At 60.4% G+C, this 21,892-nt stretch carries 17 protein-coding genes; 7 read left to right on the forward strand and 10 right to left on the reverse strand.

Going from position 1 to position 21,892, the window contains the following annotated elements; translation table 11 throughout:
- Positions 1-63: 63 nt before the first annotated feature.
- Entirely contained in the window at positions 64-1,362 is a 1,299-nt protein-coding gene (locus tag ACQY6C_RS08125; RefSeq protein WP_427967309.1) for an ammonium transporter, read from the forward strand.
- Between the two features lie 48 nt (positions 1,363-1,410).
- Here ACQY6C_RS08125 and ACQY6C_RS08130 read toward each other — a convergent pair whose 3' ends face one another.
- From ACQY6C_RS08130 to ACQY6C_RS08155, 6 genes are all read right to left on the reverse strand, one after another.
- A complete protein-coding gene (locus ACQY6C_RS08130) occupies positions 1,411-2,814 on the reverse strand; it encodes an NAD(P)H-dependent flavin oxidoreductase (protein ID WP_427967312.1) in 1,404 nt (467 codons plus the stop codon).
- Between the two features lie 123 nt (positions 2,815-2,937).
- A complete protein-coding gene (locus ACQY6C_RS08135) occupies positions 2,938-3,654 on the reverse strand; it encodes a class I SAM-dependent methyltransferase (RefSeq protein WP_427967315.1) in 717 nt (238 codons plus the stop codon).
- Positions 3,654-4,781, reverse strand: coding sequence for a peptide chain release factor 2 (prfB, locus tag ACQY6C_RS08140; protein WP_427967317.1), 1,128 nt, complete (start codon positions 4,779-4,781; stop codon positions 3,654-3,656). Before prfB ends, ACQY6C_RS08135 begins: the two co-directional genes overlap by 1 nt.
- 83 nt (positions 4,782-4,864) lie before the next feature.
- Positions 4,865-5,407, reverse strand: coding sequence for a peroxiredoxin (locus tag ACQY6C_RS08145; RefSeq protein ID WP_427967320.1), 543 nt, complete (start codon positions 5,405-5,407; stop codon positions 4,865-4,867).
- A 36-nt stretch (positions 5,408-5,443) separates the two neighbouring features.
- Positions 5,444-7,957, reverse strand: coding sequence for a penicillin-binding protein 1A (locus tag ACQY6C_RS08150; protein WP_427967323.1), 2,514 nt, complete (start codon positions 7,955-7,957; stop codon positions 5,444-5,446).
- Positions 7,958-8,062: 105 nt separating this feature from the next.
- A complete protein-coding gene (locus ACQY6C_RS08155) occupies positions 8,063-8,935 on the reverse strand; it encodes an N-acetylmuramoyl-L-alanine amidase family protein (protein WP_427967325.1) in 873 nt (290 codons plus the stop codon).
- A gap of 431 nt (positions 8,936-9,366) precedes the next feature.
- Here ACQY6C_RS08155 and ACQY6C_RS08160 point away from each other — a divergent pair, with 431 nt between their 5' ends.
- A complete protein-coding gene (locus ACQY6C_RS08160; RefSeq protein ID WP_427967328.1) occupies positions 9,367-12,138 on the forward strand; it encodes an Rne/Rng family ribonuclease in 2,772 nt (923 codons plus the stop codon).
- 60 nt (positions 12,139-12,198) lie between these two features.
- On the opposite strand, the gene ACQY6C_RS08165 is transcribed toward ACQY6C_RS08160, so the two are convergent.
- Positions 12,199-12,792 carry a class I SAM-dependent methyltransferase gene (locus ACQY6C_RS08165; protein WP_427967331.1) on the reverse strand — a complete coding sequence of 198 codons (594 nt, stop codon included), beginning with the start codon at positions 12,790-12,792 and terminating at the stop codon, positions 12,199-12,201.
- A 187-nt stretch (positions 12,793-12,979) separates the two neighbouring features.
- The gene (locus ACQY6C_RS08170; RefSeq protein ID WP_427967334.1) at positions 12,980-14,254 is read right to left on the reverse strand and encodes a hypothetical protein; all 1,275 of its coding nucleotides are present in this window, start codon (positions 14,252-14,254) and stop codon (positions 12,980-12,982) included.
- Positions 14,255-14,554: 300 nt separating this feature from the next.
- Between ACQY6C_RS08170 and ACQY6C_RS08175 the strand changes: the two genes are divergently transcribed.
- The 5 genes from ACQY6C_RS08175 to ACQY6C_RS08195 all read left to right on the forward strand — a co-directional run bounded on the left by ACQY6C_RS08175 (position 14,555) and on the right by ACQY6C_RS08195 (position 18,830).
- Entirely contained in the window at positions 14,555-15,559 is a 1,005-nt protein-coding gene (locus ACQY6C_RS08175) for a D-alanine--D-alanine ligase family protein (RefSeq protein WP_427967337.1), read from the forward strand.
- 125 nt (positions 15,560-15,684) lie between these two features.
- Complete coding sequence (locus ACQY6C_RS08180) at positions 15,685-16,467, forward strand: succinate dehydrogenase iron-sulfur subunit (RefSeq protein WP_427967340.1); 783 nt, start codon at positions 15,685-15,687, stop codon at positions 16,465-16,467.
- 17 nt (positions 16,468-16,484) lie between these two features.
- Complete coding sequence (locus ACQY6C_RS08185; protein WP_427967343.1) at positions 16,485-16,940, forward strand: PaaI family thioesterase; 456 nt, start codon at positions 16,485-16,487, stop codon at positions 16,938-16,940.
- Positions 16,937-18,049 carry a cell division protein ZapE gene (gene zapE, locus ACQY6C_RS08190; protein WP_427967346.1) on the forward strand — a complete coding sequence of 371 codons (1,113 nt, stop codon included), beginning with the start codon at positions 16,937-16,939 and terminating at the stop codon, positions 18,047-18,049. The genes ACQY6C_RS08185 and zapE overlap by 4 nt, the downstream gene beginning before the upstream one ends.
- Before the next feature lie 82 nt (positions 18,050-18,131).
- Positions 18,132-18,830 carry a pirin family protein gene (locus tag ACQY6C_RS08195; RefSeq protein WP_427967349.1) on the forward strand — a complete coding sequence of 233 codons (699 nt, stop codon included), beginning with the start codon at positions 18,132-18,134 and terminating at the stop codon, positions 18,828-18,830.
- 34 nt (positions 18,831-18,864) lie between these two features.
- On the opposite strand, the gene ACQY6C_RS08200 is transcribed toward ACQY6C_RS08195, so the two are convergent.
- Both ACQY6C_RS08200 and ACQY6C_RS08205 read right to left on the reverse strand, forming a co-directional pair.
- Complete coding sequence (locus ACQY6C_RS08200) at positions 18,865-19,788, reverse strand: crotonase/enoyl-CoA hydratase family protein (protein WP_427967352.1); 924 nt, start codon at positions 19,786-19,788, stop codon at positions 18,865-18,867.
- A 202-nt stretch (positions 19,789-19,990) separates the two neighbouring features.
- Positions 19,991-21,889: an XrtA/PEP-CTERM system amidotransferase gene (locus ACQY6C_RS08205; RefSeq protein ID WP_427967355.1), complete on the reverse strand. Its 1,899-nt coding sequence runs from the start codon at positions 21,887-21,889 to the stop codon at positions 19,991-19,993.
- Positions 21,890-21,892: the final 3 nt, after the last annotated feature.

The raw sequence follows: 21,892 nt of genomic DNA on the forward strand, positions 1-21,892 counted from the left end.
ATCCTAACCGCCACGGCTTGAGGCCGCGCGCCTCCAGGCCGGTGAGGGGAAATTCGGGTGATAATGCGTTTGCTTGCAGTGCTTGGTGTGCTGGTTTTCTTTCCGACAGCCGCCTCGGCGCAGGATTCGGCAGCAATGGCGATGAGCGATAGCGGCGATACCTCCTGGATACTGACGGCCTCGGCCCTGATCCTGATGATGACTTTGCCCGGGCTCGGCCTGTTTTATGGCGGGTTGGTGCGGGCGAAGAACGTGCTTTCGGTGCTGCTGCAATGTGGAGCGATCGCGGCGATTGCTTCGGTCCTGTGGGTAGTGGTCGGCTATACGTTGGCGTTCGGCAGCGTGACCAGTGGATGGCTGGGCGGCGGCAATGCCTGGATGCTGACCGATCTCGGTTCGGTCCGTGCTGGCACAACCATGCCGGAAAGCACCTTCGTGCTGTTCCAGATGACCTTCGCGGTAATCACTCCTGCGCTGATGGTGGGCGCATGGGTTGACCGTGCGCGCTTTGGCTGGGTGCTGGGGTTCTGCACGCTGTGGAGCCTGGTGGTCTATGCTCCGGTCGCCCACTGGGTCTGGGGTGGCGGCTGGATGGCGCAGCGCTTCGGCGTGCTCGATTTTGCCGGCGGGATCGTAGTGCATACCACCGCGGGGGTTTCCGCGCTGGTTGTGGCTCTTCTGCTCGGCAAACGCGACGGCTTCCCCACTCGCCTGATGCTGCCGCACGCCCCTGTCCTTACCATGGTGGGCGCTTCGCTGCTCTGGGTCGGCTGGTTCGGCTTTAATGGCGGTTCCGCCTTCGTCGCGACCGACGATGCGTCCAGCGCGATAATCAACACTCATGTTGCTGCCAGTGCAGCGGCGCTTGTCTGGCTGCTGGTGGAACGGATCATGGTAGGCAAGCCGACCAGCATCGGCTGGGCCACCGGCGCCATCGCCGGGCTTGCTACAGTCACTCCGGCAGCGGGATTCATCTCACCCGGTGCGGCAATCCTGTTCGGCATGCTGGCTGCCGTGGTCTGCTATGGCGCGATTCAACTGGTGAAGTTCCGTATGAAGATCGACGATTCGCTCGATGTCTTTGCGGTTCACGGCGTCGGCGGGATGCTCGGAAGCGTCCTTCTGGGGCTGTTTCTGTCGCCTGCGCTTGGCGGGACCGGCTATGCCCAGGGCATGAGCATGGGCAGCCAGTTCGGCTCGCAGGTTCTCTCGGTCGGGATCGTGGCGATCTACAGCGCCATTGCAACCGCTGTGCTTGCGCTGATGGTCAGCCTGGTATTCCCGATGCGCGTATCCCAGGACGAGGAAACCGAAGGTCTGGACATCACCAGCCACGGTGAACGCGGCTGGGAAATGGATTGAAACGAACCGAGCGGGCGAGCGAGCCAAAGCTCACTGCCCCATCCCGCATCAATCGCCGGTCAGGATCCGCTCGACCAGCTCCTTCACCGTCGGGGTGAAATTGTTCGAATAGAACGGGTCCTGCTTGAAGCGGTAGGCTGCGTGACCGGCAAAGGCGAGGTTCTCGTCCGGGTCGCCGCCATGGGCAATGTCCTGCAGGGTCTTCTGGATGCAGAAGCTGCGCGGATCGGCCAGGCGCCCGGTCGTGTAATTGTCGTGATCCTTCCAGCTCGAAAACTGGCAATGGCTGAGACAGCCCATGCAATCCTGCTGGTCCTTGCGGATCACTTCGGCGCTCTCGGGAGTGACGAACACCACGGTGTCATCGGGCGTCTTGAGCGGTTCGCTGAAGCCTTCGCCGATCCAGGCCAGCGCCTTGCGCTGGTCGCCGGGATGGACCCAGAAATATTTCGCCTTGCCGTGATCGAGCAAAGGAACGGTGCCCTCTTCCTCTCCGCGCTTGAAGATCGGAATTTGCCGCTCGCTGCGATGCATCAGGTCATAGAGGAACGGAGTTTTCACCGCGCTTGAGTAGAAGCCCGTCGGGCTGAACTTATGGAGCAGCACATCGCCCGGCTCGACCGTGCGCAGCATTTCCTTCCAGACCTGCGGGATCGGGCTTTCCTTGGTCAAAAGCGGGCGCGTGCCGAACTGGAATGCGATCTTGCCCAGCTCCGGATTGTCGATCCAATCGTTCCATTCGCGCAGGAACCAGACGCCGCCGGCCATCACGATCGCGGTGTCTTCCGAAACGCCTTCCTTGCGCATGGTTTCGCGCAGGGCCTTCACCCGGGGATAGGGATCTTCGGGCTTGGTCGGATCTTCCGCATTGGACAATCCGTTGTGCCCACCGGCAAGCCACGGGTCCTCATAAACCACCGCCGCCATCAGTTCGGGAACCTTGGAATAGCTGCGCTTCCACAGTGCACGGAACGCGCGAGCAGAGCTGATGATCGGCAGGTAGTGGACGTTGAAACGCGCCGCGATCTCGGCAAGTTTGTAAGGCATTCCGGCGCCGCAAGTGACACCGGTTATCAGGCCCTTGCAGTTCTCCAGAACGCCTTCGAGCACCGCCTGCGCGCCGCCCATTTCCCAAAGCACGTTGATATTGATCGCGCCCTTGCCATTGGCGATCTCATGCGCGCGTTTGACCTGTTCGGTAGCGCCGTCAATCGCATAGCGGATCAACTGCTCGTGCCGCTCCTTGCGGGTCGCCTGCGGATAAACCTGCGGGATGGGATTGCCGTCTTCGTCATAACTGTCGGCATTGACCGCACTGACAGTTCCAATGCCGCCTGCCGCAGCCCATGCGCCGGAGCTTGCGTGATTCGTGGCGGAAACGCCCTTGCCGCCTTCGACCAGCGGCCATACCTCTCGCCCGCCATACACAATCGGGCTTAATCCCTTGAACAAACTTTGGCTCCCCTAGTGGATGCGCTCGATGCTACATCCGAATTCCGACCGGCTTCCTACCGGAGTAGCGCGCATAGGCGTACAGTAATCCAGGCGCAAGCTGCGCTTCCGGCCACCCGGCGATCAGTTCCGCATGCGGCACGGACGGATCAGCGAAGGTTCGCGGCGCTTCCCATCACGCTCGAAGCGGGCGAAGTAACCCCTGATATCGGGTTTCTCGACGAATTCGACAAGTCGGTAGCCAACTGTTTCAAACTCGCAGGAAAGCAGAAGCGGCGGGATGCCGTGCTGGTCGGTCGGTCGGTCCGTATCGACCACGATCACCTGCCCGCCTTCCGCCAGCGCAGGCCAGAGCCGCCAAAGGAACGCATAGGGTTCGGTTACTTCGTGATACATGTGGACGAGAAATATCCGGTCGAAACTGTCGACCGGAAGCTGTGGATCGTCCGGTGTGCCCAGCTTGATCGAAACATTGTCCAGCCGTTCGCGTTCGACCCGCTGCCCCAACCGGGCCAATGCCTCGCTATCGATATCCTGCGCGAGCACGCGACCGCCCTCGCCCACACGTTCCGCCAGGCGAACCGTATAATAGCCTTCACCCGCGCCGATATCGGCGACAGTCATCCCGTTCCTGACATTCGCGAGGTCCATGACCTTCTGCGCTTCGCCGCGGCTGTCACGAATGTCTTCGGTCGAAATCTGGTTTGCGCCAAGGCCGGAGACGGGCCGGTCAGCCTCGGGAAAATCGAGCGCGCTTCCCGGGCGCTCCGACTCTTCGCCCTTGGGCCCGCAACTGGCCAGCGCGAGGAGCGCGAAGCAAGGTGCAAACCACTTCAGCATCAATCGACGTCTTCCACTTCTACCGTCTCGCCGGTGACGCGCTGTGCCAAAGCGGCAGAGATGAAATCGTCAATCCCGCCGTCGAGCACATTGTCGGGCGAACTGGAAGTCACACCCGTGCGCAAATCCTTGACCATCTGATAGGGCTGCAACACGTACGACCGGATCTGGTGGCCCCAGCCGATTTCGCTCTTTTCCTGATATTCGCCGCTTGCCGCAGCTTCGCGTTCCGCCATCTCGCGTTCGAACAGCCGCGCCTTGAGCATGTTCATCGCGGTAGCGCGGTTCTTGTGCTGACTGCGGTCATTCTGGCTGGCGACGACAATGCCCGTGGGGACGTGGGTGATACGCACCGCGGAATCGGTCGTGTTGACGTGCTGTCCGCCCGCGCCCGATGCCCGATAGGTATCGATCTTGAGATCCCCTTCATTGACTTCGATCTCGATATCGTCGTCGATCACAGGGTAGACCCAGACCGAACTGAACGAGGTGTGGCGCCGTGCGGAGCTGTCATAGGGGCTGATACGGACAAGACGGTGCACGCCGCTTTCGGTCTTGGCATAGCCATAGGCATTGTCGCCTTTCACCAGAAGCGTGGCGGACTTGATCCCGGCCTGATCGCCCGCATGGTAATCGACCACTTCGACCTTGTATCCGCGCTGTTCTGCCCAGCGGGAATACATGCGCTGGAGCATCTCGGCCCAGTCCTGGCTTTCAGTGCCGCCGGCACCGGCATGAATCTCGATATAGGTGTCGTTGCCATCGGCTTCGCCCGATAGCAGCGCCTGGACCTTGTCCGAATCGGCCCGGTCTGCGAGCCGTTCAAGCGTAGCAAGGCCATCCTCGATAACGCTGTCCTCGCCCTCGGCTTCGCCCATTTCGATGAACTCAATGGCGTCGGCCATCTCGGCAGAGATTTCCTTGACCGTTCCGATGGCACTCTCGAGCTGCTTCTGTTCGCGGCTTACGGCCTGCGCTTCCTTCGGATTGTCCCACAAACTCGGGTCCTGCACGCGTGCGTTCAGCTCGTCGAGACGCCTCAACGCGCGTTCCCAATCCAGCGACTGGCGCACAAGTTCGAGCGCTGCTTCTATCCGGTCAATGAAGGCCTGCCCTTCGGCACGCATAATACGTCCTTCGCAAAAATCTGTTGCCGCCCGCTTAGCGGACGGCTTGCGATTGTAAAGAATGGCGGAGTGCCTGCCTCGCGCTAGTGTGTGAGTTTGTGCACCGCTTCGAGCGTCAGACGCACGTGATCGCGATAGTCCATGTCGGAATGTACCATAACGATCTTGCCGTCCGGGGCGATGACATAGCTCGTGCGGCTGGTAACGCCCGTGTCCTTCCCATCGCGGATCAAGGCCACGTCATAGGCCTGGATCAACTTGGCGCTGGCAACTCCAACCGGGAACGCGTCGCGGCATTCCTTGCGCGAGAACTCCTTCAGCGTTTCGATATCATCGTTCGACATGCCCACAACGCTCGCACCGGCGGCAGCGAACTCGGGCATGGCCTCGGCGAAAGCATTCGCTTCCAGCGTGCATCCCTGCGTAAACGCCTTGGGGTAGAAATAGAGCACAACAGGGCCCTTCGCGAGAGCGGCGCTAAGCGAGAAGCCGAAGCTTTTGCCGGCCAGCGCGGCCTTGGTCGAAAAGCCCGGAGCCTTAGCCCCGACGGGTAGCTCTGCGGCTGCAGGCGCGGATGCTGCGAAAGCCAATGCGGCGCCGAATGTGATCCTGCGAAAGATGTTCATGTTACGCCTACCTTATCCGGTCATGAAGCGGCGATATCAGTAGATGCCGCCCTGCTCTTCAACGAAATCGCCCGGCTCACCGTTCCCGTCAGTGACGATAACCTGCTGTTCACCGCCGTTCTTGCCTTCGCGGATCAGCGCCAGGATCTCCTGGCGCTTGGCGGCGATTGCATCCTGGCGCGTAGCGCGCGGTGGCTCGGTATCAGGCTTGAACGCTTCCCAGATCACTGCAGCCTTGGGCTCGTCGGTCGGCCAGGCGTCAAACACGCGCTTGCCCGAAAGCCGGTCGATCCGCACCATTCGCACGCCAGCAGGCGCAACGGCGGGTTCGTCCTTCCAGCGCTCCCGCGTGGCCTGCACGAATTGCTTGAAGATCGGGGCAGCGGTGTTGCCGCCCTGGATCCAGCCGCCCAGATTGCGGGGCTGGTCGAAGCCAACATAGACACCGGCGACGACCTCCGGCGATCCGCCAACGAACCATGCGTTGGTCGGTCCGGAAGTAGTGCCGGTCTTGCCGAATAGCGGCAGGTCCAGATCGCGCAGCCGCACAGCCGTACCGCGTGTCACAACCCCCTCCATCATGTGGACCACCTGATAGGCTGTGCGCGGGTCCAGCGCTTGCTGGCCCATAGCACCCAGGCGGGGCATCGGCTGCCCGTCCCACTCGGCCATGTTGCAGCCGTCACATTTTCGCTTGTCGGCGCGCCAGATCACCTTGCCTCTGCGATCCTGGATGTAGTCGATCACTGTAGGTTTATGCAGACGGCCGTGATTGGCCAATGCGGCATAGGCATTGACGATCCTTTCGACCGTTGTGTCGCCTGCCCCCAGCGCGAAGGCCGGATAGGGCTGATAGGAGCCTATGCCCATCTTTTCGAAGGTCTGGATGACATTCGGCATTCCCGCATCCATTGCGATATGGACCGTCATCAGATTGCGCGACTGCTCGAGGCCCCAGCGCATGGTGTGGATGCCCCCACCTCCGCCGCCAAAGTTGCGGAAGCATTTCTCGCCCAGTTGCGAACCCTGATAGTAACAGAAGGTCTGGTCGGGCACTTCGGTTGCGGGAGTCATGCCATTGTCGAGTCCGGTCGCATAAACGAACGGTTTGATCGTCGAGCCGGGCTGCCGTTCTGCCTGCGTCGCACGATTGAAATCGCTCAAGCGGTGGTCGAAACCGCCCTGCATCGCGAGGATCCTCCCGGTCTGGACCGATTCCGCCAGGAAGCCGCCGGAAACTTCCGGGACGGTCCTGACGCTGTATCCATTGCCGCTGGGTGAAGCCACGATCACGTCGCCGGCCTTGAGCTTGTCGGGCAAGCCGCTGAGGGGGGCTTCCTTGCCGTCCGAGAAGCCTATCGTCGCGCTTGATCCGCTTCGCTGCGTCACTACGCCGACGCGCCAGTCCTTGTAGCGGATACCGAGATAGGAACTGGCGAGTTGGCTCTGCCAATTGCCATCGTCCATCTTGATTGTGGCGATCGGCCCGGTCCATCCACGGTTGCCGTGATAGCGCAGGAGCCCGGCGCGCAAGGCTTCGCGTGCCGCGTCCTGATATTCGGTGTCGAGCGAGGTACGGACCCAAAGCCCGCCAGCATAGACGCTGTTCGGTCCATCCTCGGCTGTCTCGCCGAACTTGTCGATCAACTGGCGGCGAACCTCTTCCAGGAAATACCCGGCATCGGCCGAACGTTCGGTCCGCTGGGTCACCAGTCCAAGTGGCTTCGCCTGAGCCTCGCGCAGGTCTTCGGCCGTGATGAAGCCGTTGTCCTCCATCTGGTGCAAGACAAAATCGCGCCTTTCGAGCGCCATCTTTTCATAGCGCTTGCGGCCATATCGCTCGGGGGCTTTGGGCAGGATTGCGAGGAAGGCCATTTCGTGCAGGTCGAGGTCGCCCACGTCCTTGTCGAAATAGGCGCGCGAGGCCGCCTGAACGCCGAAGCTGCGCCGTCCAAGTGGAATCTCGTTGAGATAGAGTTCCAGGATCTCCTGTTTGCTCAGCACGTCTTCGATGCGGCGAGCGAGGATCATTTCCTTGAGCTTGCGTGTCACCGAGTATTCGTCACCCAGCAGCAGGTTCTTGGCCACCTGTTGGGTAATCGTTGATCCGCCGACCGCGCGCTGCCCCGAACCATATTTGCGGACATAGTCGAACACGGCATTGGCGGTGCCGGTCAGGTCGACGCCACCGTGGCTGAAGAAGGTCTTGTCCTCGGCAGACAGGAATGCTTCGACCAATTTCTCGGGAAAATCGCGATACTGGAGCTGGACCCGTCGTTCGCGTGCGTATGAATGGACGATCTCGCCATCGATCCCGCGAACCACGGTGGGCAACGGTGTTTCGTAATCGAGCAGCGTTTCCGCTTCAGGCAGGTCGCGTGCCAGCAAGGCCCACGCGCCCATCCATAACAGGACAAACGCGGCGAGCGCGGCCGCGGCCCAGCGGAACCAGCGCTTGCCCTTCCAATTCGTGCGAAACCATTCCGCCGCTGCGGAGCTGTCGCGCTTCAAGCGGTAGCGGACATATTCGATTGTCGACTGGTCTTCCATGATGTGGCTGGGCTCTTAGCATGCAGTTTTGTCGGCGCGCCAGCGGCTTGATGCCGGAAAGCTACAAAACCGGGAACAGATGAATGGATGCTGTCTCGTCAGTCCCTATTGGTTGGCCTGGCGTGCGAAATAGACCCGGATCGCGCGGGCCATTGCATTGGCGAATTGTTCCCTGCCCTCTGGTGAAGTGAGCCTGCGCGCCTCTTCGGGATTGGTGACGAAGCCGGCTTCGAACAGGACGGAAGGAAGGTCAGGCGAATGCAGCACCACCAGGTCCGCCGATCGCTGCGGGCTGGGATGGAACACAAGCTCGGATTGCCCTTCTCGCCTTATAAGCGAGGAGAATTCGTTCGAGTCATGCTGCGCGCGCTTTTGCGACAGTTCCACCAGGATCGCGCTCACTTCCTCGCTTTGCCCATCGATTGAAAGGCCGTTCACACGGTCGGCATCGTTTTCGCGGGCTGCGAAACGGGCTGCGGCTTTCGAGGAGGCCTTGCGCGAAAGAGTGTAGATGCTCGCTCCGCTCACAGGTGTCTTTTCGCCAGCTGAATCGGCATGGATGGAGAGGAACAGATCGGCCCCGAGGCGGCGCGCAATCTCCGGGCGCTCTGCCAGGGCCACAATTCGATCCTCTTCGCGCGTCAGCGCAACGCGAACGCCCCCTTGCTCGACCAGCTTGTCACGCAGCGCCTTTGCAAGACCCAGCGTAATATCCTTTTCACGAAAGCCCTGACCCACTGCACCCGGATCGCGACCTCCATGCCCTGCGTCGATGACGACCAGCGGACGGCTTGGATCGTCAGGGCCGTAAACGCCCGGAAGCGCAATTTGCCTGGCTGCGTCAGGCAGCAGCAGGTGCAGGACATAACTGCGCCCGAAAAAATATGGCACGGGGACCTTTATCCCCAGCCCGATCAGGCTGGCGACCAAAGCGACCGGAAGCGCCACCGCCAGTGCAAGATGCCAACGCAATGCCATGGTCCTGATCCGATACGTTGTGTCGCGATGTTAACGCAATATGGTTGCGGGGTGTAATACACGGTGCTAGCACGCTGCATACCGGGCTGAGCCTGACCCGAACCTTCCCTGAAGGCTTCTACAGGCGAGAATTCCCCAAACTTCGCAATGACCAGTTTGCGAAGCGTTACAACAGGTTGAAGCAGAGATGAGTCGTCCCTCCCAACAATTTCATGAGCAGCGCTTCGGGCGCGCCATGGCTTATGTTGGCCAGGCTGCATCGACATCATGCAATCTTGTCTCTGCAGACGCAGAACTTTCGCCCTGCCAGCAAACTGCGCAGGGCCGAAGCAATCCCGCCGGTCCGACCATGAAGGCGACCGGTCCTTACACATATACGCGCAACCGGGTTGGAGGCTGGTCCCCACCCGTTGGCGTTCGGAGACAATATAATGGCAACGCGTATGCTCATCGACGCGCGCCACCCGGAAGAAACGCGGGTGGCGGTGCTCAAAGGCAACCGGATTGAAGAGTTTGATTTCGAATCTGCTGAACACAAGCAGATTAAAGGCAATATCTACCTCGCCAAGGTAACCCGCGTAGAACCCTCGCTTCAGGCAGCGTTCGTCGATTTTGGCGGCAACCGCCACGGGTTCCTCGCCTTCAACGAAATCCATCCCGACTATTACCAGATTCCGCAGGCTGATCGCGAGCGGCTGCTGGCTGAAGAAGCCGAAGCCGCCGAGGAAGAGGCGCGCCTTCGTGCCGAGGAAGAGGAAGAGGGTAACCTCCCCGGCGACGAATACGATGCCGAGGACGAGGAATCGGCTGAGGCGCTGGCAGAAGACCTGGCCGAAGATGGTGTCGAGGAGATCGACACCAGCGAGAAGGACAAGGTCGCCACGATTGAAGACGGTCACGTCGAGAACGGCGATGACAATGACGATGGTGATGACGAGGACGAGGAAGATTCGGACGAGGAATCGGACGAATCCGATAGCGAAGACAGCGATAGTGACGATGACGACAGGAAGGGCTCTCGTCGTGGACGGGGTCGTCGCGGGCGCCGCCGTCAAGGTGGCAAGGGCCAGGGCAAGAGCAGCCGCGCAAAGGAAGTGGACGAAGTCCGCGCCAAGCGCATGGCACTGCGCCGCCGCTACAAGATCCAGGACGTTATCCAGCGCCGTCAGGTTCTGCTGGTTCAGGTCGTAAAGGAAGAGCGCGGCAACAAGGGTGCGGCGCTGACCACCTATCTCAGTCTTGCCGGGCGCTACACTGTGCTGATGCCCAACTCGTCGCATGGTGGCGGGATCAGCCGCAAGATAAGTTCGGCAGCCGACCGCAAGCGATTGAAGCAGGTCGTGTCTGACCTCACGCTGCCCAAGTCGATGGGGCTGATTGTACGCACAGCGGGCCTCAGCCGGACCAAGACCGAAATCAAGCGGGACTTCGACTATCTTGCTCGGTTGTGGGATGAGATTCGCGAAAAGACGCTTTCGTCGACTGCTCCCACGCTGATCCATTCGGATTCCGACCTGATCAAGCGTGCAATCCGTGACATCTACAATCGCGAGATTGAAGAGGTCGTGGTCGAAGGCGAAGGCGGATATAAATCGGCCAAGGACTTCATGAAACTGCTCATGCCCAGCCATGCACGGCGGGTGAAGGCCTATTCCGATCCGGTTCCGCTGTTCCAGCGCTATGGTGCCGAAGACCAGCTCAGGGCGATGTACGATCCCGTCGTGCAGCTCAAATCGGGCGGTTATCTCGTGATCAACCCGACCGAGGCGTTGGTTTCGATCGACATCAACTCGGGCCGTTCGACCAAGGAACATGGGATCGAGCAGACCGCGCTTTCGACCAATCTCGAAGCGGCCAAGGAAATCGCGCGCCAGTTGCGCCTTCGCGATATGGCTGGCCTGGTGGTGATCGACTTCATCGACATGGAGTACAACTCCAACGTCCGTAAAGTCGAAAAGGCGATGAAGGAAGCGCTCAAGCATGACCGGGCGCGGATCCAGGTCGGGCGGATTTCGGGCTTCGGCCTGATGGAAATGAGCCGCCAGCGCCTTCGCACCGGCGTGCTCGAAGCGACCACACGCGATTGCCCGCATTGCGACGGGACCGGCCTTGTCCGCACAGCCTCCAGCGCTGGCCTTTCCGCGCTGCGTCTGATCGAGGACGAAGCGGCCAAGGGCAAGGGAACGATCATCCGCCTGGCGGCCAGTACGGAAGCGGCAATTTACCTGCTCAATGCCAAGCGCTCCGATCTCGCAGAGATTGAAGAACGCTATGGTGTTTCGGTCGAGGTAATTCCGGAGGGCGAGGAAGAAGGCGCCAAGATGAGCGTTTCGAGCTCAGGCCCCCGGCCCTCTGAAGCGCCACGGTTCGAGCCGATCGTCGATGAATACGAGGAAGACGAGGATATCGTCGATGAGGAAGATTCCGACGATGAGGACGGAGCGCCCAGGAAGAAACGCCGGCGCCGGCGTCGTGGCGGCCGAGGCCGCAACAAGAAGCGCCAGGAACAGCTAGATGGCGAAGAGACAGAGGATCGTTCTGAAGGCGATTCCGATGCCGAGTCCGGTTTTGGCGATGCCGAAGATGCAAGCGATGCAGAATCGGACGACGACGGTGAGGAAAAGCCCAAGAAGCGGCGCCGCAGCCGCGGCGGTCGTCGCCGTCGCAAATCCGCTTCCGATGAGGGCGGAACGGAAGAAAGCGAAGTAGTCGAAGAAGCTGCAGAGTCGGAATCCTCCGATGACGAGCCTGTTGCAGCCGAAGAGGAAACGCCGAAACCCAAGCGCTCTCGACGCAAGAAGGCTGATAAGGCCGAAGAGCCCGAAGCTGGTACGGACGGCGACAGCGACAAGCCGTCTGAACAACCTGAACCAGAGGCCGAGGAAAAGCCCAAGCGCAAGCGTGCGCCTCGCAAGAAGAAGGTCGAAGCGGTAGAGGAAGCAGCCGCCGAGGAAGTTGCTACAAGCGAGGAAGCCGAGGCCGGGGAAGAAAAGCCCAAGCCCAAGCCCAAGGCAAAGCGCACACGCGCTAGCTCGAAAGCCAAGAAGACCGAGGCCGATGCTTCTCCGGCAGTATCAGCCGAGAGCGTCGAAGCGACCAGGGAAGCGCCTGCCGAAACATCCGATGATGCGGAAGGCCCCGATGGCGGTGCCGAAGACGGCGGTCCGCGTCGTGGCTGGTGGCAAAGAACATTCGGCGAGTAAAACATTGAGCTGAAACGGAAGAAGGGGTGCGAGACTTACTGTCTCGTGCCCCTCTCCTTTTCAGGCTCCTGCCCTGCGCGCCACGCCCCATTCGTTCCAGCTCGCAAACCGGGGGCTCTTGGGCAGATAGCCTTGCCCCAGCGGCTCGACATCGAAACCAGCGCCGCGCAATGCTGAACCGATCGGCCGCGTCAAATGGCATCCACCGCCGATCCGTTTCCACACCGGTTCGATCCGCTTTTGCCATTTTGCTACGCCCGGATCGGGTGCGCGTCCGTGTTCGAGAAACAGCAATCTGCCGTTCGGCTTAAGTATGCGGCGCATTTCGGCCATGACCTGCCGGGGGTCGTCAACCGAACACAGGGTGAAGGTGCAGACAACGGTATCGAATGAACCGCTGGCGAAGGGAATATCCTCACCCAGCGCTTCGCGAATGTCGCATTTCCATCCTCTGGCACGGGCCCTTGCGGTTGCCTGATCGAGCAGGGCGCCATGCGGATCGATCCCCGAAAAGCTCGAGACAAGGCTGGATTGGTAGAATTCCTGATTGAGTCCGCCACCGCAGCCGAGCTCGAACACATGGCCGCTGGCGAGCGGTACAATCTGCGCACGGCGCTTCATGATCTGGCCCTGGCCACAAGCCAGATTGATCAATTTCGGCAAGACATGCCGATCATACCAATTCTGCAATCCCACCGGCACGACCTCCAAGACCGACGAAATCCTGCGCAACATGCGCAATCGAGAGGCTAGGTCGATCGGACCGGCACTGCAATCATTCAATTGAACGACTGGTGAGTTTACAGCGAAGTTATCTCAGAAATTCAAACCTGAAGGGTGCCTATTTCGAGCACTGCAATGCCGCCGCGATGCGACTCATATCGCTGTGAAGGCTGGCTGAAAGCGCATCGTTGTCCAGCTGGGACAGGTGAACCATCTGGGGCATCGAAAGGCCGATCCGAAGAGTCCCGCCCCATTCGTTATCCTCCAGCCGCACGCATTTGACTGGTTGGCCCAGGCGAATTCCGTCCACTGCCAGTTTGCGGTGCAGTTTCTGGGCGTCTTCGAAGGTCCGGACACCAGGTACGGCGGAAAGGTCGAGCGTAACCAGCGTGCGCATCTCGATCGGGTGCGTTTCGGCCTCTTCCCTTTGCCCTTTGGGAAATGGCCGGACCATGCGGATAGCACACGAATCAAGAAGGGCTTCCTTGATCGCGCGTTCGAAGGCGTCGATCACCCGTTCGACCTGCACCATCCCTATCTTCTGAAATCGCTCCAACTCGAAAACCGAAGCTTCGTAGCGCAGCAGCAAGCCGGGATTCTCACTCTCGGTCAGATTTTCGCGCCCTTGCCATCCTTGCGGCCATTCGGCCCGCGCGAAAATGGTCGCAAGGCCGCCTGAGGGTGGCTGAGCGGTGGAGATGATCGATCTTGGCAGAATGGCAAAACCATTGAACGGCGGGCCGCCCATGAATTTCGATCCTGTGAGGAACACGATTGCATCGCGTTCAACATATTCGCGTAGCGCCTCGGTCGTGATGCGGGCCTGGCAGGCATCGACCACAAAGGTCACCTCCCCACCCCATTTGCTGCGCAGATAATCCAGGCCTTCGAGATCGGGCAGTATCAGCCCGGTCTTCGAACCATGGACCACGTGGACCAGCGCATGGCGTTCGTTCTCATGGGCAATGGCGATCTGGCGCTCAAAATCGGCGAGAACCTCTGCTGGCGTACGCGCCAGCCCTTCCCCACATCGCACGGGGACGTCGGCCAGGAATACCCGTTCCAGGCCGGGAACCTGAACCCCAGGCTTGGTCGCCACACCAAGCGGGGTTTGCTCTGCGAAATAGTGGCCGTGAGCGGAATGGATGCAGCCGCTACCCACCTCATCCGCACCCAGCAGGATATTGTGCACTCCGCCCTTCGCCCGGCCCCGAACTGCCGCAATCGGCAAATATTCAAGATCCGTTCCAGACGCTGCGAAGCCCACTTCGCACTTGTCGCCGAGTGCATAGGCGCGCTTGATGCGACCGCGCAGGTGATCGAGCCCTTCAGCATATTCCGGTATGCCCTGAGCGGCGATTGCGTGGACATGCGCGAACGCGTCCCTGCTCATATCGTTGGCTGTCGATGAAGCATAAGCCATGACCGCACTGGGATATGGCGCGGAAAGATAGCGGTTCAGCCCGGTTTCCCGGTCGAGGACTATGCGCGCGTCACCACCGCTCGCCAGGCAGTCTATGGTCTGGCGCGTTTGGCCATCCAGTTCGATATCGCCGCTATAGAGTGGAAATGCGACTGAAGGCGTCGGAGTGTGAATTGTTGCCTCTCAGGTCGTGCTGGCAAATAGGATTTGACGGGAGCAATAGCGCAATTAAGGGGCCGCACCAGAGCCTCAAAGCAGAAAGTGACGCGCGTGGAAAAGATTCTGAATCCCCTGGCGATCGATCCGGAAGCAAAGGAGCGGCTCAAGATATTGTTTATCGCCAAGAATGCGCTGTGGGACGGCAGCGGAAGCGCGGAAGATGGCAATCACGCGACATATCACGTCGAGATGCGGGAAGTGCTCAAGGGCCTGGGATTGAACCTCACAATCGCCGATCGATTCGAGATTCTGTTCGACAAGCCGGAGTTCGATTTCGTCTTTCCGCTGCTCAATCGCGCAGGATTCTTCAATTCGGAAATGCTTTGCCCGCTTCTGTGTGAGCGTGCCGGCATCCCCTATATCGGCGCCAGCCCGATCCTGCGCGGCCTGTCCGATGACAAGCATCTGGCAAAGCGTGCTGCGCGCGACGCGGGTGTCCCCACCGCGCCCTGGGCGATCTATCGCCGCGGCGCACCGATCCTGGAAGAGAAATGCCCCGAGGGCGAGCGCTTCGTCATCAAACCCAACAATTCCTCGGCAAGCTGGGGCGTCCACGATGCCACCGATTGGGCGAGCGTGAAGGCAGCGGTCGATGAGGTGCATGAGCTGGGCCATGATGCGCTGGTCGAACCCTTCGTGATCGGCAGCGATGTCGAGGTTCCCTGCGTCACGCTTGATGAACCCGTGATCCTGCCGATGATGATCTTCCGCCAGGCAGATCCTTCGCATCTGCGCACCTATCAGGAAAAGCGCGATCTGGTCGATCGCAGCCAGAAATACTCGCTCGATCCGTTTGAGGACGAAGCGATTGCAGCCAGGATAGCCGACTACACGCGCAAGCTGTGGGAGGAATATCGCCCGTTCGATTATGGCCGGTTCGAGTTTCGCGTGAACGAGGAAACGGGCGAAGTCACCTTCCTTGAGCTAAATCTCAACTGCAATTTGTGGTCGCAGAAGGTGTTCGGTCGTGCCGCAGCTCTTGCAGGATGGACGCAGGAACAGTTGATTGAAACGATCTTGGCAACAAGCCTGCGCCGCCATGGATTGATGAAGTAGTGGTTATGCTCTCGTTTGGACGGGGCCCGTGTAATTCCGCGGCGCAGAAAGCGCTTGGCCCCGCTTGCCATGCGGGGCACAATCGCTAAGAGACTGCCCAAGCGCTCAGATCAGGAAGCTTATCGATGGCCACCTTTACCCTTCCCAAGAATTCGAAGATCACGGGCAAGTCCCGCGAACACAAGGCTGAGGGCGGCACCAAGATCAAGAAGTTCAAGGTCTATCGCTACGATCCCGATAGCGGTGAGAACCCCCGTTACGACACATTCGAGATCGATCTTGAGCAATGCGGGCCGATGGTGCTCGATGCACTGCTCAAGGTGAAGAACGAGATCGATCCCACGCTGACTTTCCGCCGTTCCTGTCGCGAGGGCATTTGCGGCTCCTGCGCGATGAACATGAATGGCAGCAACGGGCTCGCCTGCACCACCGCGATCGAGGACCTGAAGGGCGAGATCCGAATCACGCCGCTGCCGCATATGGATGTGATCAAGGACCTGGTGCCCGATTTCACCCATTTCTATGCGCAATATGCCTCGATCCGGCCATGGCTTCAGACCGTCAGCCCAACGCCGAGCGGCAAGGAACGGCTGCAGAGTGTGGAGCAGCGCGACAAGCTTGACGGCCTGTACGAGTGCATCCTGTGTGCCTGCTGCTCGACCAGCTGCCCTAGCTATTGGTGGAACAGCGACAAGTTCCTGGGCCCGGCTATCCTGCTACAGGCCTATCGCTGGCTGGCTGACAGTCGCGACGAGATGACGGGCGAACGGCTTGATGCGCTGGAAGATCCCTTCCGGCTCTATCGCTGCCACACGATCATGAACTGCGCCAATGTCTGCCCCAAGGGGCTTTCACCGGCGAAGGCCATCGCCGAAACCAAGAAGATGATGGCCGAACGGCAGATCTAGGGACCGGACACCAATTCGTGGCGCTGAAGGACGAGGTTTTCGAACACGGCCCCGACCCGGATCATCCCGGATGGTATCACTGGGACCTGAAGGACAAGACGCTTTTCAACGGCGCGGTGATGGGCAAGTTGCTGACGCGCCGCGAAGGCGACAAGTGCCGGCTGCGCATGTTTCCGGAGCGCAAGCATGAGAACCTGCAAGGTATCATCCACGGAGCAGTTACGCTGGGGCTGATCGACATTTCGCTCTTCACCACCATGCATGTCATCGGCAGTGGCAATGCCGGGCCGTCGGTGACGCTCGAGCTTTCCACGCAATTCGTGGGTGGTGGTGATCCCCGGCGGCCCCTCGATGCCGTTTCCGAAATCTTTCAGGAGACCGGCAAGCTCGCTTTCATCCGCGGCACTGTCGAGCAGGATGAAGACCGGGTCGCAGCATTTAGCGGCATCATCAGGAAGTTCGCACCGCGGTGAGCGGGATACTCGCGCAATATGAAAGGCTTGTCGCCTCTGGCGAATTGCAGCCGGATCCCGATCAGCGCCGCGCCGCCGAGCGGCTCCACGCTTTGCAGAAGGAGCTTGAGGCAGAAACTTCGGGCGGCCTGCTCGCGCAGTTCTTCGCCCGCAAGCAGCAACCGCGCGGGGTCTATATGTGGGGAGGCGTCGGGCGTGGAAAGTCGATGCTGATGGATCTCTTCGTTGAGAGCCTGGGCATTCCCGAGAAGCGCCGTGTTCATTTCCATGAGTTCATGCTCGAGGTCGATTCGCTCATCCGGGCGGAGCGCGCGAAGGAGAGCGGCGATCCGATTGCGCCGGTGGCGAGCAAGCTGGCGCAGAATATCCGATGCCTTGCGTTTGACGAGATGGTGGTGACCAACACCGCGGACGCGGCGATCATGAGCCGCCTGTTCACCGCGCTGATTCGCGATGAAGGCGTGGTGGTGGTGACGACCAGCAACCGCCCTCCCCGCGATCTCTACAAGGATGGGCTCAACCGTTCACTGTTCCTGCCTTTCATCGACCTGATCGAGGATGAGCTGGATGTTCTCGCGCTTGATGGGCCGGTCGACTACCGGCTCGATCGCCTGGGCGGGTTGGCAACCTGGCATACGCCGCTGGGCGATGCCGCGACCGGGCAGGTGCGCGAAGCCTTCTTCCGGCTCACCGACTACAAGCCGGAGGATGCCGAGCATGTTCCTTCTGCAGAGCTGGACCTTGGCGGCGGGCGAACCCTGCATGTCCCCAAAAGCCTCAAGGGTGTGGCCGTGTTCAGCTTCAAGCGGCTGTGTTCGGAGAACCGCGGCGCGTCGGACTATCTATCGATCGCACACGCCTATCACACGGTAATTGTTGTCGGAATTCCTCTGATGGGTCCGGATATGCGCAATGAAGCGATCCGCTTCACCAAGCTGGTCGACGCGCTCTACGAGCAGAAGGTCAAGCTGTTCGCTGCGGCGGCTGCCGAGCCGGAGCTCCTTTATGAAGCAGGCGACGGGAGTTTCGAGTTTGAACGCACCGTCAGCCGCCTCAAGGAGATGCAGAGCGACGGCTACATGGCACTGGGCCACGGAGAGCAGGGTTGAAGCGGCGGAGCGAGATACTATCTCATCGCTATCCCGGCGGTTCCAAATTCCAACTCAAGACCCGCCGACGTGGAATACCGATATGATTGAAGTCAGACCCTTCGCCACGCTTGGCGCTGCCGACCATGGCTGGCTCGACGCGCGCCATCACTTCAGTTTCGCCAGCTATCTCGACCGGGATCGCATGGGCTGGGGTTCGATCCGCGTCTGGAACGACGACACGATTGCACCCAAGTCCGGTTTTCCGCCGCACCCGCATAATGACATGGAGATCGTGACCTTTGTCCGCACGGGCGCAATCACGCATCGCGATTCGCTCGGCAATGAAGGGCGCACCGCTGCCGGCGATGTCCAGGTGATGAGTGCCGGTACCGGCATCACCCATTCCGAATACAATCTCGAGGACGAGCCGACGACGCTGTTCCAGATATGGATCATTCCTGATCGCCGGGGCGAAAAACCTGGCTGGGGTCAGCGTGAGTTCCCCAAGGCAGGGCGCGAAGGCGGTTTCGAGATACTCGCTAGCGGCGATCCCGAAGGCGACTCTGCCCTGCCCATCAGGACCGACGCGAAGGTTGCGGCTGCAACCCTCAGTGCTGGCCAGTCTGCGACCTGGACCAGCAATGGCCAGCGCCATCAATATCTTGTCGCACCGACCGGCAGGGTCCGCGTCAATGGCAAGGAAGCCAATGCGCGCGACGGCATTGCCATTGCTGGCGAAGAGTCGATCACGGTCGAAGCATTGGAAGACAGTGAGGTGGTGCTGGTCGACGCCCGCTGAGTGAACAGACGGCGGAGTGGATGGGTGGCGCAGTTCAGGCTGCCGCCATTCGCTCCGCCAACCGGCCCTGTGCCGCCACCAGACGGCTCATGACCTTGAGATCCTGTTCGCGCAGTTCGAGCGCAGTGTCCGCCCACATCTCTGTAATGCGGTAGAGCTCTTCCAGCTCCAGCTTCCAGGCATGTTTCATGGCCTTGCGCGATCCGACCAGGCCGGCATGGCGGCGGTCTGATCGCTTGATGAAATCGCGGCAGGCTTCGACGCCGTCGCCCGGCTCAGCCAAGTGGTGAACCACGCCCAGCTCATACATCTGCTCGGCTGTGTAAGTCTCGTTCGATTCGATCAGCCGGTTCGCCATCGCGCTGCCCAGCTTGCGTGAAAGCAGCGCATGGGCACCCATGCCAGGGAACAGGCCAAACATGATTTCGGGCAGCCCGAATGTCGCAGTACGCTCAGCCACAATGTAATCGAACGACAGCAGCGCTTCGAAGCCGCCGCCCAGGGCTGCTCCCTGAACGAGGCCGACCGTGAGCATCGGAATCTCGAGCGTATTGATGTTGCGATGCAGGATCGAGCAGCAGCGGTGACCGTATTCGATCAGGGCTTTGCGATTCTTTTCGCGGATCAGCTTCTGGAAGAGGTCAAGATCGCCGCCAAAACAGAAAACATTGCGCGCGCGGCTACCCAGGATCAGGTAGCGAAGCGGGACCTTTTCATCCCCAAAACTGCTTCCAATCAGGCGCTGCCAATCCTCGAAATCGCGTAACATCGAAGGAGTAAAACTGGGCCTGCCCAGTGGATTCATGAAAGTCCAAAGCGCACTCGCCTTGTCATCATAAAGTACATCGAGCTCGTGGAGTTTGAATAGAGCGTCAGGAATGGCAGAGTGTACCGCGCTTTCAGCGAGGAACTCGTCGTCATCCGACAAGGGTATGGCCTTGTTTGCGCTTCCGTCCACCAACTGCGCCCCTTTTAATTACGGATTGGCACGATCCCATCGCTGGATTCTTGTCACCGTAATCCCGTCAAAACGTTCCCCTCGTGCGGAATCTAAGCGAGGCTGGAGTCTCTTGGCAAACATTAAATTTCAGAAATCACGCAAAATTGAGTCTCAAATGAGGTCATCTGAGTAATGATGTGACCAATGTGTCACAGCATAGTCAGGCAGAAGCTCCCAGGCGCGATAGCGAGCGGTCGAGCATCATCAATTGCCACAAGAGCCGCGAATTGTCCGATCGTCCGCTGATATGCGCTTCGGCGAGAGAGGAAATGGCACGCGGATCGAACCATCCGGTCTGAGCCAGAACTTCGCTACTGGCGATCGATCGTGCCGATCCAGCCAGCGGCCCGCGCAGCCATTCGGCAATCGGTGTCACGAAACCCTGCTTCGGACGATAGAGCACGTCCTGGGGCAAATAGCGTTCCATGCTCCGTTTGAGCAGGTATTTGCCCTGGCTGCCCCTGACCCGCAGCGAATCGGGAAGTGTGGCGGCGAACTCGATCAGGCGGTGATCGAGCAGAGGTTCGCGCGCTTCGAGGCTCACTGCCATGCTGGTCCGGTCAACCTTGGTGAGGATATCGCCGGGTAGCCAGAACTTCAGATCGGCATATTGAGCGCGGTCCAGGCCGCTGCGCGCCGGAGCATTGCGCATCAGGGCAATCAGATCGTCCTCGGCGCGGTACGATCCGAGCACGCCACGCGCTGTCTCGCCATAGATCGCGTGGCGCTGTTCGCGGTTGAGGACGGACAGGCCGCGCGCATAGCCCTCCTCTCCGCTGGAGGCGAGCGCGAGCAAGGTCGTCTTCGCGCGCAGGGGCCTCGGTGCCCAATCTGCCTTGGGCCACAGGCGCCCCAGCGACCCGAACACTGTACTGCGCAGCGCAGCGGGAAGCATCGCCCTCGCCCGCTCCTCATGCGCATGGAACACCTGCCTTCGATATCCGGCGAAGGCTTCGTCCGCTCCGTCACCCGAAAGCGCAACCGTCACATGTTCACGCGCCAACTGGCAGACGCGCCAAGTGGGGAGCGCCGAAGCATCGGCAAATGGCTCGTCAAACATGGCGGCGATCCGGTCGATCTCCGCGAAATCGTCATTGCCCACGGTCCGGCTGCGGTGATCGGTGTGGAAGCGCTCGGCGATCGCTTGCGCATAGGAGGTTTCGTCCAACGCCTCGACATCAAAGCCGATCGAGCAAGTCTTGACTGGATCGCTGCTCGCTTCGCTCATCAGCGCGACGACGCTGGAAGAATCGACCCCGCCCGAAAGGAATGCGCCAAGCGGCACATCGGCGACCATGCGCGATTGCACTCCTTCGCGCAGCAGGTGGATCAGTTCAGCCGACAGGTCCGCCTGCGAGCCTTTGCGGCGTTCCGCGAAGTTGACATCCCACCAGCGTTGCGGACGGCCCTGATCGCGCCCCTGCTGCATCAGCCAGAAATGTCCGGCCGGTAGCTTCTCCACCCCTTCCAGGATCGACTTCGTGTCGGGCACATAGCCCCAGGCAAGATAGTCATCGACCGCAGACAAGTTCACACGCCTGCGCAATTGAGGATGGGCCAGCAGGCCTTTGAGTTCGGAAGCGAAAGCCATGCTTCCGTCGCTCAGGCGCGAGAGGAAAAGCGGCTTTACCCCCAGCCTGTCACGGGCCAGGAACAGGCTGCGCTCCTCCACGTCCCAGATCGCAAACGCAAACATCCCGTCGAGATGCTGCAGACAATCGACACCCCAGTGCTGCCACGCAGCGAGGATGACTTCGGTATCGCCATGCGTGTTGAATCGTGCGCCCTCTTTTTCGAGCGTGCGGCGCAATTCGCGGTAGTTGTAGATCTCGCCATTGAAGACGATCACCGCCCGCCCATCGGCCGAATGCATCGGTTGTGGCGAGCCTTCCAGGTCGATGATCGAAAGGCGCCGGTGGCCGAGGCCTATGCCGGGCCCGGTCCAGACGCCTGATCCGTCTGGTCCGCGATGGAGCATGGCCTCGCACATCCGCTCGACCCGTCTGGGATCGACCGGCTTTGGAGTTTCAGGATGATAGATCCCAGCGATCCCGCACATTGC

It is taken from the genome of Altererythrobacter sp. (assembly GCF_050299635.1).
Taxonomy (GTDB): domain Bacteria; phylum Pseudomonadota; class Alphaproteobacteria; order Sphingomonadales; family Sphingomonadaceae; genus Erythrobacter.